Raw genomic sequence first — 13,358 nt, 5'->3', positions numbered from 1 at the left:
CAGGCATTGGGGCTAGCTCTTTAGCAACCGACTTTCTGCTTGATGTAGGTTGATCTTATCTTGTTGATCAGTTTCACTTGACTTATCAATGGCTTCTTGAAGCGCTTGTAAAAGCCATTGCGGCCTATCTTCTTTGTCTCTTAACAGCCCTGAACTGAGGGAAGGAGGTATTGGACTTTCAATAGTCCACGGCGCATTTTTATTTGTAACTTTCTCAGCATCACTCAGGGTGTTGCTGTTCTCAGCCCACAAGCTTACTTTTTGTGGATCGGATTGCTTTTCGCGACGTTCTTTGATGGCTCTGACAATGTCTTTGCCCTCATCAAGCCGCTTTTCAAGTTCGTTTAACTGCTCTTTGTTATTTAAATTTTGCAGTCGAATGTAAATAAAGCCGCCGATAGAGGCAAAAACAACTGCGCCAAAAATAACAGACACCCCAATGATTGCTGCCCCAAGGAGAATGGGGTCAGAGATCGGATATTTTAGCAGTCCGATTGAACCTTGAAGGTAGGTAAGAAGGATTATCGCTGCAATGCAGATTAGTATGGCAAAGGTCAGAGGCGCCCACCATGGACCGCTAGAATCTTGACGCGATGCATTATGTGATGCAGCCATGATTCAACTCCTCAACTTATCAAACTTTGGACCTGACCGACTAAGCATCCCAAAACAGTATCTCATATAATTAAGCGTTTTTATGTACCAACATCTAAAGTGACCCCTTGTCTTAAATAGAGCGATAATAGGTATTTAATCCCATTTGTTCTTTTTTTGTTTTCTTTTTCCCGAATCCGCGTTATCCTTGTCCGCCTCCCCAGAGCAGGAGGCGAGCATGCCATACCGACCGGAAAACGATCCGTTCAAGGAAGAATACGTCGCGCCGGCCCAGCCGGCCTCACCCCCGGGGGCGAAGCCGCGCCGGCCGCAGATCGCCTGGCGGCGCGGGGCGGCGATGATGGCCGATGGCGAGGAACTGCCCGCCATCTGCGCGGCGCTGGGCATCGACGAGGAGCGCTTCTGGCGCCACATGCGCAGCAGCCCGCGCTTCGGGTTCCTGATCGACCAGGCCCGCGAGCGCCGGCGCCTGCAGGCGCAGATGCAACTGGAACGGCGCAGCCGCGAGGCCATGCTGCGCATGGCCGAACGCATCGACCGGCTGGCGGCCGAACAACTCGACTGGTTCTGCCGGCAGGCCGGGCTGGGCGATGCGGTCCGGCATGATGTTGCCGAGAGCCTGAGGCAGGCCGCCGCCGCGCCGCCCAACATGGCCTTCCGCAAGCGCATCGCCGCCGAACGCGCGCGCATGGATGCCGAGGTGGCGCGCACCAAGGCCGCGCTGGCGCGTCACGAGGCGCGCCAGAATGCCGGGCAGGCACCGCCGGCCGCGCCAGACCCGGCCCAGCAGAATCAGACACTAAACGATGCCAAACCGTCGCAAACCGACGCCGGAACGTCGCCGGCAGAGCCATCGCAGCCGCCTCAGCCTAACCAAGCGCGACGGCCGCCGCATGACGATCTCGCCGGCTGGCAGCCGCCGCCGCGCCCGCCGCGTCCGCCCGCGCCGCCGCCGCCGCGCAGCCGCGCCGAACTCTACGGCACCATCGTCGACCTGCCGGGGCCCGACATGCACCGCATCCGCTATGCCAAAGACCCCGATCCGGATGAGGAGATGGATTGAAAATGAACGCGTGGATGCCCGGCCAAGGAGCGTTCCCGGGGCCGGGCATGACGATTTTGAGAATCACCCAAACACCCCAAACGTCATGGCCGGACTTGGTCCGGCCATCCACGTCTTTTGCTGTTCACGTCTTCCCGGACTCAGCTGCCCGATTGCGGATTGCTGTTCGCCGCCGCCGCGCCCTTGCCGGCGCGGGCCGAGGTTGGCACCAGCGAGGCCTTCACATACTTGTCGCAGGCCGCCGTCAGCTCATCCAGCTTGCCCTCGAAGAAATGGTCGGCGCCCTGCACCTTCTTGTAGTCGATCTTGATGCCCTTCTGCAGCGACAGGCGCTGGGCCAGCTTGGCCACTTCCGCCTCGGGCACGATCTTGTCCTCGGTGCCCTGGATGATCAGGCCCGAGGAGGGGCAGGGGGCGAGGAAGCCGAAATCATACATGCCGGCCGGCGGCGCCACCGAGATGAAGCCGTCGATTTCCGGCCGCCGCATCAGAAGCTGCATGGCGATCCAGGCGCCGAAGGAAAAGCCGGCGATCCACACGGCCGAGGCATTGGGATTGTAGGTCTGCAGCCAGTCCAGCGCCGAGGCCGCGTCGGAGAGTTCGCCGGTGCCGTGGTCGAAGCTGCCCTGGCTGCGACCGACGCCGCGGAAGTTGAAGCGCAGCACCGAGAAGCCGCGCTTGGCGAAGACGTGAAACAGGTTGTAGACAACCTTGTTGTTCATCGTCCCGCCGAATTGGGGGTGCGGATGCAGGATCAGGGCAATGGGGGCATTGGCTTCCGGCCCGTGGGTATAACGACCTTCCAGCCGCCCGTCGGGACCAGGAAAAATTATGTCAGGCATCTGTGCTCGTCGCTTTCGCCGGAATGGGGAGATTCGGCGCTGGATATTCGGTTGATCGCGGGCCAGTTTTACCATAGTTGGCAGCGCGAAATTCAAGCCAAAAAGCAGGAAACTGTATGACTGCCCCCCATGACGGCCCAACGGTATCCCCTGCGGCATCCCCCGCCGCCGCCGCCGCGCCGCCGCCGGCCTACCTCGACTGCAACGCCACGGCCCCCCTGCGGCCCGAGGCCCGGGCCGCCATGCTGGAGGCGCTGGCCGCCCCGGCCAATCCCTCCTCGGTGCACCGCTTTGGCCGCGCCGCCCGGGCGCTGGCCAGCCGGGCGCGCGGCCAGGTTGCCGCGCTGGTCGGGGCCGAACCCAGGCGCGTGGTCTTCACCTCGGGCGGCACCGAGGCGGCCAATCTGGCCTTCCGGCTGGCGATCCGCCGGGGCGGGGTGAAAAGCCTGGTGGTCTCCGCCATCGAGCATGATTGCATCCTGCGGCCGGCCCGCCTGCTGGCGGAGGAACTGGGGCTGGCCCTGCGCGAGGTGCCGGCCGGCCCCGACGGCGTGGTGCCGGCCGCGGCCATCGCCGCCGCTCTCGCCCAGGTGCCGCGTCCGGCCCTGGTCGCCCTCATGCTGGCCAACAACGAAACCGGGGTGATCCAGCCGGTGGCCGATGTCACCCGGCTGGCCCACGAGGCCGGCGCGCTGGTGCTTTGCGATGCCGTGCAGGCCGCCGGCAAGATCCCGGTCGACCTGGCCGGCTTAAGCTGCGACTTCCTGACCCTCTCGGCCCACAAGCTGGGCGGTCCGACCGGGGTGGGGGCGCTGGTGCTGCGCGACGACTGGACGCCGGCCCCGCTGCTAGCCGGCGGGGGGCAGGAACTGGGCATGCGGGCCGGCACCGAGAACCTGCCGGGCATCGCCGGCTTCGGGGCGGCGGCCGACGCCGCCCGGCTGGCCCTGCCCACGGAAGCCCCGCGGCTGGCCGCCCTGCGCGATCGGCTGCAGGGCCTGATGCTGGCTGCCTGTCCCAAGGCAGTAGTACACGGGGCGCCCGGACATGGAGCAGGGGCTGCCCGGCTGCCCAACACGCTGTGCATCGGCCTGCCCGGCCTGCCGGCCGAGACCCAGGTGATGGCCCTCGACCTGGCCGGCGTCGCCGTGTCGGCCGGCTCGGCCTGCTCGTCGGGCAAGGTCACGCCCAGCCATGTGCTCACCGCCATGGGCCTGCCCGAACAGGCCGCCCGCGAGGCCCTGCGCTTCAGCCTCGGCTGGGCCAGCACGCCCGAGGATGTCGAGCGCGCGGCGGCGGCCTGGATTGCGCTGGCGCGCAAGAACATGAAGTGATGTTTTTAATCATATAATATTTATAATTATTTGAATTTGTTATATTAAATAGATTTAGTTAACTCGATTTTTTGGCCTTCCGTCCGGGCGGCGAATTTGCCCGGTTTTGATCCTGCGCAAGGCTTTCCGGAGCATGGCTCGGCTACCCATGGGGCCGGTTCGGTCACAGGGAGTCGGTCATGGCAGGCGTTGAGGAACAGGCGGAAGCCCCCGCGACGGAGGCACAGGTCGCGGCCCTGGTGCGGGATTTCTATGCTGCCGCCGATGCCGACCCGCTGCTGGGGCCGATGTTCCGGGCGGTGATCCCGGACTGGGACGGGCATCTGGGCGTGGTCACCGATTTCTGGTCCCGGGTGCTGCTGGGCACCGACCGCTATGCCGGCTGCGTCATGAGCGCCCATGGCAAGTTGCGCATGAGCGAGGCCCAGTTCGACCGCTGGCTCGCCCTGTTCCGCCGGGCCGCCGAGGCCAACCTGCCGCCGGCCGGGCAGCAGCGGGCGATGGAGGCGGCGGGCTTCGTCGACCAGCGCCTGCGGCACTGGCAGGCCGCCATCCGCGAGCGGGAGTCGGCACCCCGGCCGGGAGGCTGAGGAGGGGGTAACCTTGCGGCGGACTGGCCGGGACGATATATCCTCGCCCGCCCCAGCAAGGAGTAAGCGATGCCCAAGATGACCTTCATCCAGCCGGACGGAAAGCGCGTCGAGGTCGAGGCGCCGGTCGGCCTGTCGGTCCTGGAGATCGCCCACAAGCACGGCATCGACATCGAGGGCGCCTGCGAGGGCTCGCTGGCCTGCTCCACCTGCCATGTGATCGTCGACCCCGACTGGTACGGCAAGCTGCCCGGCGCCAAGCCCGACGAGGAGGACATGCTGGACCTGGCCTTCGGCCTGACCAAGACCTCGCGGCTGGGCTGCCAGCTCATCATGACCCCGGCGCTCGACGGCCTGGTGGTCAGCCTGCCCACCGCCACCCGGAATATGATGTAAGGGCGGCGGCCCCCCAGTCCCTGAATATCAGTCCTTGAAGTAGCCGGGGAAGCGGGCGCGGATCTCGGCGCTGAAGGCCAGCGACCGCGACAGGTGGTCGCGCACCTCCCGGCAGGCGCTGGCCGGATCGCCGGCGGCGATGGCCTCCACGATGGCGGTGTGATCGCGGATCGTCTGGTCCACCTTGCCCTTCATCGGCAGGTGCAGGCGGCGCAGCCGCTCGATATGGCCGTTGCGTCGCTGCATCACCGTCCACAGGTCGGGCACGCCGGCGGCGTCATACATCATGCGGTGCATGGCGCGGTCGGTGGCGTTGAACTGCATCAGGTCGCCGGCCTCGGCAAAAGCCCTCTGCAGCTTCAGATTCTGCCGCAGCCGCGCGACCAGTTCGGAATCGGGATCGCTCGCCAGATTGTAGGCCGCCTCCACCTCGATGGAGCGGCGCAGGAAGGCGGCCTGGCGGGCATGGTCCAGGTCGATCCGGCTCACCATGGTGGCGTGCTGGGGAAAGATGTCGACCAGGGATTCCTCGGCCAGCTTCATCAGCGCGTCGCGGATCGGGGTCGAGCTGAGGCCGAAGCGAAGCTGCAGTTCCTGCCGCGACAGCACCGTGCCCGGCACCAGCTCCAGGGTGATGATCGCCTCGCGGAGTTGCTCGAACACCTGCGGCGCCGCATGGCGGGTGCGGTCGCGGGTCGGTTGCAGGCTGGAGGTGAAGCTGCCCATCGATTCCCTGTTTCAACGTCACCCTGTTTAACCTGTCCGCAATGCGGGCGGGAGGGCAAAGCCCGTGGCCGGCGAGGGAAATCCTAGCATGGCATCCGGATTGACGCACTAATGCATTAGTGTTTCAATGCCGGCATAACAAGACCGAGGAGGAACCCGATGAAACCCATCCGTATCCTGGCGGCTGCCCTGGCGGCTGCCATGCTCTGCGCCGCGCCAGCCGTGCTGGCGGCTGGCTATCCCGACCGCACCATCACTATTGTCGTGCCGTTCCCCGCCGGCGGCGCATCCGACATCACCGGCCGCCAGATCGCCGCCAAGCTGGGCGAGACCATCGGCCAGACCGTGATCATCGACAACCGCGCCGGCGCCAACGGCTCGCTCGGCGCCGGGCTGGTCAAGCAGGCCAAGCCCGACGGCTACACGCTGCTGGTCGGTTCGATCGGCGTCTATGCCATCAATCCGGCCCTGTTCAAGGACCTGAAATACGACCCGCTGAAGGATTTCGACCTGCTCAGCGTCGCCGTGCGCACGCCCAATGTGCTGGTCGCCCATCCCGGTTTCCCGGCCAACAGCGTGGCGGAACTGATCGCCTATATGAAAAAGAACCCCGACAAGGTTTCGTTCGCCTCGTCCGGCACGGGCTCGTCCGACCATTTGACCGCGGCCCTGTTCATGCAGAAGACCGGCGCCACCGGCGTGCATGTGCCCTACAAGGGCGGCGCGCCGGCGATCACCGACCTGATCGGCGGCCACGCCAATGTGTCGTTCCAGAATCTGGGCGCCATCGCCAACCATGTGAAGGCCGGCAAGCTGAAGGCCCTGGCCGTCACCGCCGACAAGCGCACCGCGGTGCTGCCCGATGTGCCGACCATGGCGGAAGCGGGGGTGAGCGGCGTCGAGGTCTATTCCTGGCAGGCTGCCGCCGCACCCAAGGGCCTGCCGGCCGATGTGCGGGCCAAGCTGGAAAGCCAGATCATCGCCGGCCTGAAATCGGCCGACAGCACGGCCAAGTTCAACGATATCGGCTTCGACGTTGTGGCCAATACCGGCAAGGAGTTCGAAAGCTTCCTCGCGGCCGAAATTGCCCGCTGGAAGACCGTGATCGAAACCGGCAAGATCACTGCCGAATAAGCAGCAAGAATCGCAGGCGGCGGGATCACCCCGCCGCCTGCAGTTTCCGGGTAGGGATCATGGCAGAGAAAAAGAAGACCCCCGATCAACTGCGTTCCGCGCGCTGGTTCGCGCCCGACGACCTGCGCAGTTTCGGCCATCGCTCGCGCATCATGCAGATGGGCTATGCGAGCGTGGAATGGACCGGCAAGCCGCTGATCGCCATCGTCAACACCTGGTCCGACATCAACCCCTGCCACGCCCATTTCAAGCATCGGGTGGAGGACGTGAAGCGCGGCGTGCTGCAGGCCGGCGGGCTGCCGATCGAGCTGCCCGCCATCTCGGTTTCGGAAAGCTTCGTCAAGCCCACCACCATGCTCTACCGCAACATGCTGGCGATGGAGACCGAGGAGCTGATTCGCAGCCATCCGGTGGATGGCGTGGTGCTGATGGGCGGCTGCGACAAGTCCACCCCCGGCCTGATGATGGGCGCCACCAGCGCCGGCCTGCCGATGATCTACCTGCCGGCCGGCCCCATGCTGCGCGGCAACTGGAAGGGCAAGATCCTCGGCTCGGGCTCGGATGCCTGGAAATTCTGGGACGAGCGCCGCGCCGGCAACATCTCCGACCGCGACTGGAATGACATCGAGGCTGGCATCGCGCGCTCTTACGGCACCTGCATGACCATGGGCACGGCCGCCACCATGATGGCGATCACCGAAGCCATCGGCATGACCCTGCCGGGTGCCTCCTCCATCCCCGCCGCCGATGCCAACCACATCCGCATGAGCAGCGACTGCGGCCGCCGCATCGTCGAGATGGTGTGGGAAGACCTCACCCCGCAGAAGATCCAGACCCGCAAGGCCTACGAGAATGCCATTGCCGTGGCCATGGCCATGGGCTGTTCGACCAATGCCATCATCCACCTGATCGCCATGGCGCGCCGCGCCGGGCAGGATATCTCGCTGGAGGATTTCGAAATCGCTTCGCGCAAGGTGCCGGTGATCGCCAATATTCGGCCCTCGGGCGAGCAGTATCTGATGGAGGATTTCTTCTACGCCGGCGGCCTGCCGGCCCTGATGGGGCGGATCAGACCGCATCTGCATCTCGATGCCGTGACGGTGACGGGCCAGACGCTGGCCGAGAACATCGCCCATGCCCAGGTCTACAACGACGACGTGATCCGCACGGTGGAGGATCCGATCTATGCCGAGGGGGCGCTGGCGGTGCTGAAAGGCAATCTCGCGCCCGATGGCTGCGTGATCAAGCCCAGCGCCTGCGAGCCGCGGTTCCTCAAGCATTCCGGTCCGGCCCTGGTCTTCGACGACTACCCGTCGATGAAGAAGGCGGTGGAAGACGAGAACCTCGATGTCACCGCCGACCATGTGCTGATCCTGCGCAATGCGGGCCCACTGGGAGGCCCCGGCATGCCGGAATGGGGCATGCTGCCGATTCCAAGGAAGCTGGTGAAGCAGGGCGTGCGCGACATGGTGCGCATCTCGGATGCACGCATGAGCGGCACCAGCTACGGCGCCTGCATCCTGCATGTGGCGCCCGAATCCTATATCGGCGGGCCGCTTTGCCTGGTGCGCAATGGCGACATCATCAGTATCGATGTCGACAAGCGCAGCATTTCCCTAGATGTGCCCGAGGCCGAGCTGGCCAAGCGCAGGGCCGAATGGAAGCAGCCCGAACCGCGCTACGAGCGCGGTTATGGCTGGATGTTTTCCAAACACATCAAGCAGGCCGACCAGGGCTGCGATTTCGATTTCCTGGAAACCGCCTTCGGCGCCCCGGTGCGCGAACCCGACATTTTCTGAAACAGGATCAGACGACATGCCTTTGAAGCCCGAAACCCGCGACAAGCTGAAGACCGTCAGCACCGCCACGCTGGCCACGGCGCTCTACAAGCGCGGCCTGCGCAACCAGTTCATCCAGGATGTACATCCGCTCAATCCCTCGCTGCCGACCATGGTGGGCGAGGCTTTCACCCTGCGCTACATGCCCGCCCGCGAGGACCTCAACCCGATCACCGTGTTCCAGAACCCCGAGCATCCGCAGCGCAAGGCGGTGGAAATCTGCCCGCCCGGTGCCGTGCTGGTGATGGATAGCCGCAAGGATGCCCGCGCCGCTTCGGCCGGTTCGATCCTGATCTCGCGCCTGATGATGCGGGGTGTGGCCGGCGTGGTGACCGATGGCGGCTTCCGCGATGCGGGCGAGATCGCGCAGCTCAAGATTCCGGCTTTTCACAGCCGGCCCTCGGCGCCCACGAACCTCACGCTGCACCAGGCCATCGACATCAACGTGCCGATCGGCTGCGGCGATGCGCCGGTGTTCCCCGGCGATGTGATCGTGGGCGATGCCGATGGCGTGATGGTGATCCCGGCCGAGATCGCCGACGAGATCGCCGCCGAAGCAGTGGAGATGACGGCGTTCGAGGATTTCGTCACTGAGCAGGTGCTGGCCGGCCGCTCGATCCGCGGCCTCTATCCCGCCACCGACCCGCAGACCAAGGTGGATTTCGAAGCCTGGCGCAAAAGGAAGGGCCGCTAAGGCTCCGAGCTGCGGGCTGAGAGCAGGGGATCCATACGAAGTTCGTCGTTCAGGAAATCGATCACCGCGCGCACACGCGGTGAAACGAAGCGCCGGGACGGGTAGACAATGTGCATTGGCAGGGGGAGGGGCTCGTAGTCCGCGAGCAACAGCCTCACATGTCCCTGCTCAATCTCGTCGCGGAACAGCCAGATCGGCACCACGCCGATGCCAAGCCCCATCAGCACGGCCTCGCGCACACCCTCGGAGTTGTTGACCTGGAAACGACCCTGCACGGGAATGGCCGATGGGCCCTGCGGCCCGTCGAAATGCCAGACATTGCCGCTGGCCAGACGTGTGTAGACGATGCAGTCATGGCCGGTGAGTTCCCGCGGCTGCTGCGGTTCGCCGCGCTGTTCCAGGTAGCTAGGCGCGGCAGCGATGACGCGGCGGGTGACGCCAACCCGCCGCACCACCAGCGATGGGTCGTCTATCTCGCCCACGCGCAGAGCCAGGTCGATGCCTTCGCCGACCAGATCGGCGAACCCGTCATGCATCACCAGATCTAGGCCAAGTTTCGGATGGCGCACTAGCAGGCGGGGCAGGCGGGGCAGCAGGTGCAGCCGGCTGAACACCACCGGCGCTGCTAGGCGGACCATGCCTTCGGGTTCGGCATGCCGGCGGCCTACTGCGCTTTCGGCCTCCGTCACGGCTTCGAGCGCGCGGCGGGCGTAATCGTAGAATTGGCGGCCTTCCTCCGTGGTGTTGACCTGTCGGGTCGTGCGCTGGAACAGGCGGGCACCCAAGTGGTCCTCCAACTGGGCGACCAGGCGGCTGATAGTCGGCTGCGTGGTGTTGGTTTCCCGGGCCACGGCCGAGAAACTTCCGGTCTCAACCACCCGCACAAAGACCCGCATTGCCGCCAGAAAGTCCATTATTAATACCTTTTATGTATCAATAATATTCAAAAACCGCGTGTTCATAAATTTATAGCATATGGCCATTCTCCTGCCCAGCGTTGTCGACGCCCCGCCCCGTCCAGGAGAACAGCATGGTCACCTACCCGATCCACACCCCTGAAACCGCCCCGGCAACTGCCCGGCCGCATCTGGCTTCCGCCAGGCAGGGTTGGGGGTTTGTGCCCAATCTGCTGGCGGTGCTGGCCGAGGCGCCAGTTGCACTGGAGGGCTATGTCGCCCTGTTCGGCGCCTTCGATCGCAGCAGTTTCACGCCCTCGGAGCGGCAGGTCGTCTATCTCGCCATCAATTTCGACAATGCATGCCGCTACTGCATGGCCGGTCATTCGGTGCTGGCCCGCAAGGCTGGCCTGAGCGCGGCGCAGGTCGAGGCATTGCGCAACGGGTTGCGGCTGTCCGATCCGCGGCTGGAAGCGCTGCATCGCTTTTCGGCCCTGATGGTGCGGCAGCGCGGCGTAGTCGATCCGGCGGATGTCGACGCATTCCTCGCCGCCGGCTTCACCCGCGCCCAGGTGCTGGAGGTCATCCTCGGCATCGCCACCAAGGTGCTGTCGAACTACACCAACCACATCGCGGCCACGCCGCTTGATGCCTTCATGGCGGGATCGGAGTGGACGCCACCCGCCCGCGCCGCCTGAAAACCCCATCGCTGAACAGGAAACATCCCATGTCGCTACAGACCGAACTCCGCAACTTTCAGGCCGGCTGGCGCGAACGCGTCGGAGAAGACGTGGCGGCGCGTGTTGCCGCCGCCAACGATCGCCTGGCCGCGAACGGATTGCTAAACCGCGTACGCAAGGCCGGCGACCGGTTTCCTGATGTGGTGCTGCCCGACCATACCGGCCGGCCAGTCCGCATCTCCGACCGCCTGGCCTCCGGGCCCCTGGTGATCAATTTCTATCGCGGCGGCTGGTGCCCCTACTGCAATCTGGAACTGCGTGCCTATGGCGGCGCGCTTGATCTTCTTCATCTGGCCGGCGGCGACCTGATCGCGGTTTCGCCAGAAAAGCCGGATCACGTTTCAGCAACGATTGGCAAGAACGACCTACGTTTCACCGTGCTCAGCGACACCGAGAGTCGTCTTTCCGATGCCCTGGGTATCCGGTTCGATCTGGACGATGACATCATCGCCCTCTATCGCAAATTTGGCCACGACCTGCCTGAGCATAACGGCGATGGCCGCTGGTCCTTGCCGATCCCTGCCACCTATGTGGTCGGCGGCGATGGCCTGATAGCGCTGGCCCATATCGATCCCGATTACCGCAACCGGCTGGAACCGCAGGAAGCGATTGCCATGATCCGCCGCCTGTCGGGGCAGGCTCATTGAGGAGGACGAGATGGCGAACCGCGACATGAGCCTTCCGAATTTCACATGGATGCCGAACCTGTCCACGGCAGCGACAGGCATCCTGCTGGGCCTTATGGCGGCTGCGATATGGGGCAGTTACCTGGCACTTTCCCGGGCGGGCATCACGGCCGGTCTGCATGCCTGGGATATCGCTTTCATTCGCTATGGCGTCGCGGGACTGGTGATGCTGCCCTGGTTGTTGCGGCATGGGCTGCTTTCTCTGGGCGGCGTCGGGATCGTTCGCGCCATTCCATTGACCCTGCTGGTCGGCCCGCCTTTCATCCTGATCGGCGTTGGCGGTTATGCCTTCGCACCACTGGCTCATGGCGCCGTGATGCAGCCTGCGGCATTGACCATCGGCGGCATGGCGCTGGCGATGCTTGTGCTGCGCGACAAGCCGACGCCGGCACGCATTGGCGGCGTGGTCGTGATCCTGTGCGGGCTTGTGGTGATCGCCGGCCCGGGGTTGCTGGATGCCGGTGCCGACACCCCGCTGGGCGATGCGATGTTTATCGCGGCCGGGCTGATGTGGGCCGGTTTCACGGTGTTGCAGCGGCGCTGGGGACTGAACCCTATCCAGGCGACGGCGGCAGTGTCCGCGCTGGCCGCACTGGCCTATGTACCGGCCTATCTCGTCTTTGTCGGAATCGACCGTCTCTCGGCTTTGCCGCTTCCTATGCTTGCGGCACAGATCCTGGTGCAGGGCGTGCTGTCGGGCGTCGTGGCGGTGATCGCCTTCAGCCGGGCGGTGCAACTGCTGGGCGCCAGTCGCGCCTCGGCTTTTCCGGCTTTGGTGCCTGCGGTGGCGATCCTGATCGGAATTCCGGTCACAGGAGAATTACCGACTTTCCTTCAGATCGGCGGATTGGTGCTGGTGACGCTGGGTCTGCTGCTGGCCGTGGGTCTGCTAAAATTGCGTTCCCCGCTCAAGGCATAAGCGCGCGGCTGGCCGGCACCAACCGCGCACTCGCGGTGGCGCGGCAAAGCAGGCGGCCCTCGGCGTCGTTCAGGCGGCCTTCGAGGAAGGCGATGGTGCGGCCATGCTGCACCACGCTGGCCTCGCCGATCAGCAGGCCCGGGCTGGCCGGGTTGAGGAAACTGATCGTCATGTCGATGGTGCTGCAGAACAGCGTGCCGCCGGTCTTGAGCCACAGGGCCGGCCCCATCGTGTCGTCCAGCATCGCAGCCAGCAGGCCGCCCTGGATGAAGCCGGCCGGGTTGCGAAAATCCGGCCGCCCCTCAAAACCGATCCTTACCCAGCCGCGTTCGGCATCATGGTCCAGCAGGTGCCAACCGAGCAGGGCGGCCGAGGGCGGCATGGGCATGAGATCAAGCGCGGTGTCGGGCTGGGGCGGCGGCGCGGCGGCGAGGGGAGCGGTCATGACGGATCCTGATCTGGCATTCTGACGGTTTGCCAGGCTAGTCCGGGGCTGCTGACAGCATGGCGGCAGCAGGCGCAGGAGGCCGCCGCGGAAAATATGCATCTAAAAAATGTATATTAAAAATAAACATTGATAATGAGTGGGAAATTGCAATATCAGCACTGTTCAAGACGGCGGAATCATATTATATGTACACATATGATTTAGGCCGTGAGTTCCGGTCAGCCTTGCTGTATTCCCGCGCTGCCCCAGCCAAATACCGAGCCGAGCCATGACGTCTTCCGCCACTGCCGCCGTCGCCGCAAACCCCGTCGCCGAAACGGCGCCCTCGCATCCGCTGCTGAAGCCGGGCGGGAATCTGCGGGAGGAGACGGTGACGTATGTGCATCACTGGACCGACACGCTGTTCACCTTCCGCACGACGCGCGATCCGAGCTTCC

At 64.7% G+C, this 13,358-nt stretch carries 16 protein-coding genes and 1 pseudogene; 12 read left to right on the top strand and 5 right to left on the bottom strand.

What is annotated here, in order from left to right:
• Positions 1-12: 12 nt before the first annotated feature.
• Entirely contained in the window at positions 13-615 is a 603-nt protein-coding gene (locus ACK4FK_RS00085) for a hypothetical protein (protein ID WP_409739409.1), read from the bottom strand.
• Positions 616-832: 217 nt separating this feature from the next.
• Here ACK4FK_RS00085 and ACK4FK_RS00080 point away from each other — a divergent pair, with 217 nt between their 5' ends.
• Entirely contained in the window at positions 833-1,678 is an 846-nt protein-coding gene (locus ACK4FK_RS00080; protein WP_409739406.1) for a hypothetical protein, read from the top strand.
• A gap of 140 nt (positions 1,679-1,818) precedes the next feature.
• Here the strand turns inward: ACK4FK_RS00080 and ACK4FK_RS00075 are convergent, their stop codons facing one another.
• Positions 1,819-2,520, bottom strand: coding sequence for an alpha/beta hydrolase (locus ACK4FK_RS00075; RefSeq protein ID WP_409739403.1), 702 nt, complete (start codon positions 2,518-2,520; stop codon positions 1,819-1,821).
• Here ACK4FK_RS00075 and ACK4FK_RS00070 point away from each other — a divergent pair.
• The 4 genes from ACK4FK_RS00070 (at position 2,425) to ACK4FK_RS00055 (ending at position 4,840) form a co-directional block, all read left to right on the top strand.
• Positions 2,425-2,640 carry a hypothetical protein gene (locus tag ACK4FK_RS00070; protein WP_409740657.1) on the top strand — a complete coding sequence of 72 codons (216 nt, stop codon included), beginning with the start codon at positions 2,425-2,427 and terminating at the stop codon, positions 2,638-2,640. The genes ACK4FK_RS00075 and ACK4FK_RS00070 overlap by 96 nt on opposite strands.
• Positions 2,637-3,854: a cysteine desulfurase family protein gene (locus ACK4FK_RS00065; RefSeq protein WP_409739400.1), complete on the top strand. Its 1,218-nt coding sequence runs from the start codon at positions 2,637-2,639 to the stop codon at positions 3,852-3,854. The genes ACK4FK_RS00070 and ACK4FK_RS00065 overlap by 4 nt, the downstream gene beginning before the upstream one ends.
• A gap of 179 nt (positions 3,855-4,033) precedes the next feature.
• Positions 4,034-4,444: a group III truncated hemoglobin gene (locus ACK4FK_RS00060; RefSeq protein WP_409739397.1), complete on the top strand. Its 411-nt coding sequence runs from the start codon at positions 4,034-4,036 to the stop codon at positions 4,442-4,444.
• Between the two features lie 69 nt (positions 4,445-4,513).
• On the top strand, positions 4,514-4,840 hold the full coding sequence (locus ACK4FK_RS00055) for a ferredoxin family 2Fe-2S iron-sulfur cluster binding protein (protein WP_409739394.1): 327 nt from the start codon (positions 4,514-4,516) through the stop codon (positions 4,838-4,840).
• A 27-nt stretch (positions 4,841-4,867) separates the two neighbouring features.
• Here the strand turns inward: ACK4FK_RS00055 and ACK4FK_RS00050 are convergent, their stop codons facing one another.
• The gene (locus ACK4FK_RS00050; RefSeq protein WP_409739392.1) at positions 4,868-5,566 is read right to left on the bottom strand and encodes a GntR family transcriptional regulator; all 699 of its coding nucleotides are present in this window, start codon (positions 5,564-5,566) and stop codon (positions 4,868-4,870) included.
• Positions 5,567-5,725: 159 nt separating this feature from the next.
• Here ACK4FK_RS00050 and ACK4FK_RS00045 point away from each other — a divergent pair, with 159 nt between their 5' ends.
• From ACK4FK_RS00045 to ACK4FK_RS00035, 3 genes are read left to right on the top strand one after another with little or no spacing between them, the layout of a single operon-like run.
• Positions 5,726-6,700 (top strand): Bug family tripartite tricarboxylate transporter substrate binding protein, encoded by a 975-nt coding sequence (locus ACK4FK_RS00045; protein ID WP_409739389.1) that lies wholly within the window; start codon positions 5,726-5,728, stop codon positions 6,698-6,700.
• 59 nt (positions 6,701-6,759) lie between these two features.
• Positions 6,760-8,499, top strand: coding sequence for an L-arabinonate dehydratase (araD, locus tag ACK4FK_RS00040; protein ID WP_409739386.1), 1,740 nt, complete (start codon positions 6,760-6,762; stop codon positions 8,497-8,499).
• A 16-nt stretch (positions 8,500-8,515) separates the two neighbouring features.
• Positions 8,516-9,232 (top strand): ribonuclease activity regulator RraA, encoded by a 717-nt coding sequence (locus ACK4FK_RS00035; protein WP_409739383.1) that lies wholly within the window; start codon positions 8,516-8,518, stop codon positions 9,230-9,232.
• Here the strand turns inward: ACK4FK_RS00035 and ACK4FK_RS00030 are convergent.
• Positions 9,229-10,146 carry a LysR family transcriptional regulator gene (locus tag ACK4FK_RS00030; RefSeq protein ID WP_409739381.1) on the bottom strand — a complete coding sequence of 306 codons (918 nt, stop codon included), beginning with the start codon at positions 10,144-10,146 and terminating at the stop codon, positions 9,229-9,231. The two genes, ACK4FK_RS00035 and ACK4FK_RS00030, sit on opposite strands and share 4 nt — an antisense overlap.
• A gap of 116 nt (positions 10,147-10,262) precedes the next feature.
• Here ACK4FK_RS00030 and ACK4FK_RS00025 point away from each other — a divergent pair, with 116 nt between their 5' ends.
• Genes ACK4FK_RS00025 through ACK4FK_RS00015 form a run of 3 tightly spaced genes read left to right on the top strand, consistent with a single transcriptional unit; the run spans position 10,263 to position 12,473 of the window.
• Entirely contained in the window at positions 10,263-10,826 is a 564-nt protein-coding gene (locus ACK4FK_RS00025) for a carboxymuconolactone decarboxylase family protein (protein WP_409739378.1), read from the top strand.
• 29 nt (positions 10,827-10,855) lie between these two features.
• Positions 10,856-11,515: a peroxiredoxin-like family protein gene (locus ACK4FK_RS00020; RefSeq protein ID WP_409739375.1), complete on the top strand. Its 660-nt coding sequence runs from the start codon at positions 10,856-10,858 to the stop codon at positions 11,513-11,515.
• 10 nt (positions 11,516-11,525) lie between these two features.
• Positions 11,526-12,473 carry a DMT family transporter gene (locus ACK4FK_RS00015; protein ID WP_409739372.1) on the top strand — a complete coding sequence of 316 codons (948 nt, stop codon included), beginning with the start codon at positions 11,526-11,528 and terminating at the stop codon, positions 12,471-12,473.
• Here the strand turns inward: ACK4FK_RS00015 and ACK4FK_RS00010 are convergent.
• Positions 12,463-12,918 (bottom strand): PaaI family thioesterase, encoded by a 456-nt coding sequence (locus tag ACK4FK_RS00010; protein WP_409739367.1) that lies wholly within the window; start codon positions 12,916-12,918, stop codon positions 12,463-12,465. The two genes, ACK4FK_RS00015 and ACK4FK_RS00010, sit on opposite strands and share 11 nt — an antisense overlap.
• 340 nt (positions 12,919-13,258) lie before the next feature.
• On the opposite strand from ACK4FK_RS00010, the pseudogene ACK4FK_RS00005 reads away from it, so the two are divergent.
• Positions 13,259-13,358 (top strand): annotated as a pseudogene (locus ACK4FK_RS00005) (ferredoxin--NADP reductase); the annotation flags it as partial.

Source organism: Ferrovibrio sp., from assembly GCF_046297895.1.
GTDB lineage: Bacteria > Pseudomonadota > Alphaproteobacteria > Ferrovibrionales > Ferrovibrionaceae > Ferrovibrio.
This window is presented reverse-complemented; position numbering and strand designations above follow the sequence as displayed.

Bases quoted from the DNA above. Each gene is read 5' to 3' on its own strand.
- ACK4FK_RS00070 (WP_409740657.1), top strand. From the start codon at position 2,425: ATGCAGGATCAGGGCAATGGGGGCATTGGCTTCCGGCCCGTGGGTATA.
- ACK4FK_RS00015 (WP_409739372.1), top strand. From the start codon at position 11,526: ATGGCGAACCGCGACATGAGCCTTCCGAATTTCACATGGATGCCGAAC.
- ACK4FK_RS00030 (WP_409739381.1), bottom strand. From the start codon at position 10,146: ATGGACTTTCTGGCGGCAATGCGGGTCTTTGTGCGGGTGGTTGAGACC.
- ACK4FK_RS00025 (WP_409739378.1), top strand. From the start codon at position 10,263: ATGGTCACCTACCCGATCCACACCCCTGAAACCGCCCCGGCAACTGCC.
- ACK4FK_RS00010 (WP_409739367.1), bottom strand. From the start codon at position 12,918: ATGACCGCTCCCCTCGCCGCCGCGCCGCCGCCCCAGCCCGACACCGCG.
- ACK4FK_RS00035 (WP_409739383.1), top strand. From the start codon at position 8,516: ATGCCTTTGAAGCCCGAAACCCGCGACAAGCTGAAGACCGTCAGCACC.
- ACK4FK_RS00020 (WP_409739375.1), top strand. From the start codon at position 10,856: ATGTCGCTACAGACCGAACTCCGCAACTTTCAGGCCGGCTGGCGCGAA.
- ACK4FK_RS00050 (WP_409739392.1), bottom strand. From the start codon at position 5,566: ATGGGCAGCTTCACCTCCAGCCTGCAACCGACCCGCGACCGCACCCGC.
- ACK4FK_RS00075 (WP_409739403.1), bottom strand. From the start codon at position 2,520: ATGCCTGACATAATTTTTCCTGGTCCCGACGGGCGGCTGGAAGGTCGT.
- ACK4FK_RS00060 (WP_409739397.1), top strand. From the start codon at position 4,034: ATGGCAGGCGTTGAGGAACAGGCGGAAGCCCCCGCGACGGAGGCACAG.
- ACK4FK_RS00045 (WP_409739389.1), top strand. From the start codon at position 5,726: ATGAAACCCATCCGTATCCTGGCGGCTGCCCTGGCGGCTGCCATGCTC.
- ACK4FK_RS00065 (WP_409739400.1), top strand. From the start codon at position 2,637: ATGACTGCCCCCCATGACGGCCCAACGGTATCCCCTGCGGCATCCCCC.
- araD (WP_409739386.1), top strand. From the start codon at position 6,760: ATGGCAGAGAAAAAGAAGACCCCCGATCAACTGCGTTCCGCGCGCTGG.
- ACK4FK_RS00080 (WP_409739406.1), top strand. From the start codon at position 833: ATGCCATACCGACCGGAAAACGATCCGTTCAAGGAAGAATACGTCGCG.
- ACK4FK_RS00055 (WP_409739394.1), top strand. From the start codon at position 4,514: ATGCCCAAGATGACCTTCATCCAGCCGGACGGAAAGCGCGTCGAGGTC.
- ACK4FK_RS00085 (WP_409739409.1), bottom strand. From the start codon at position 615: ATGGCTGCATCACATAATGCATCGCGTCAAGATTCTAGCGGTCCATGG.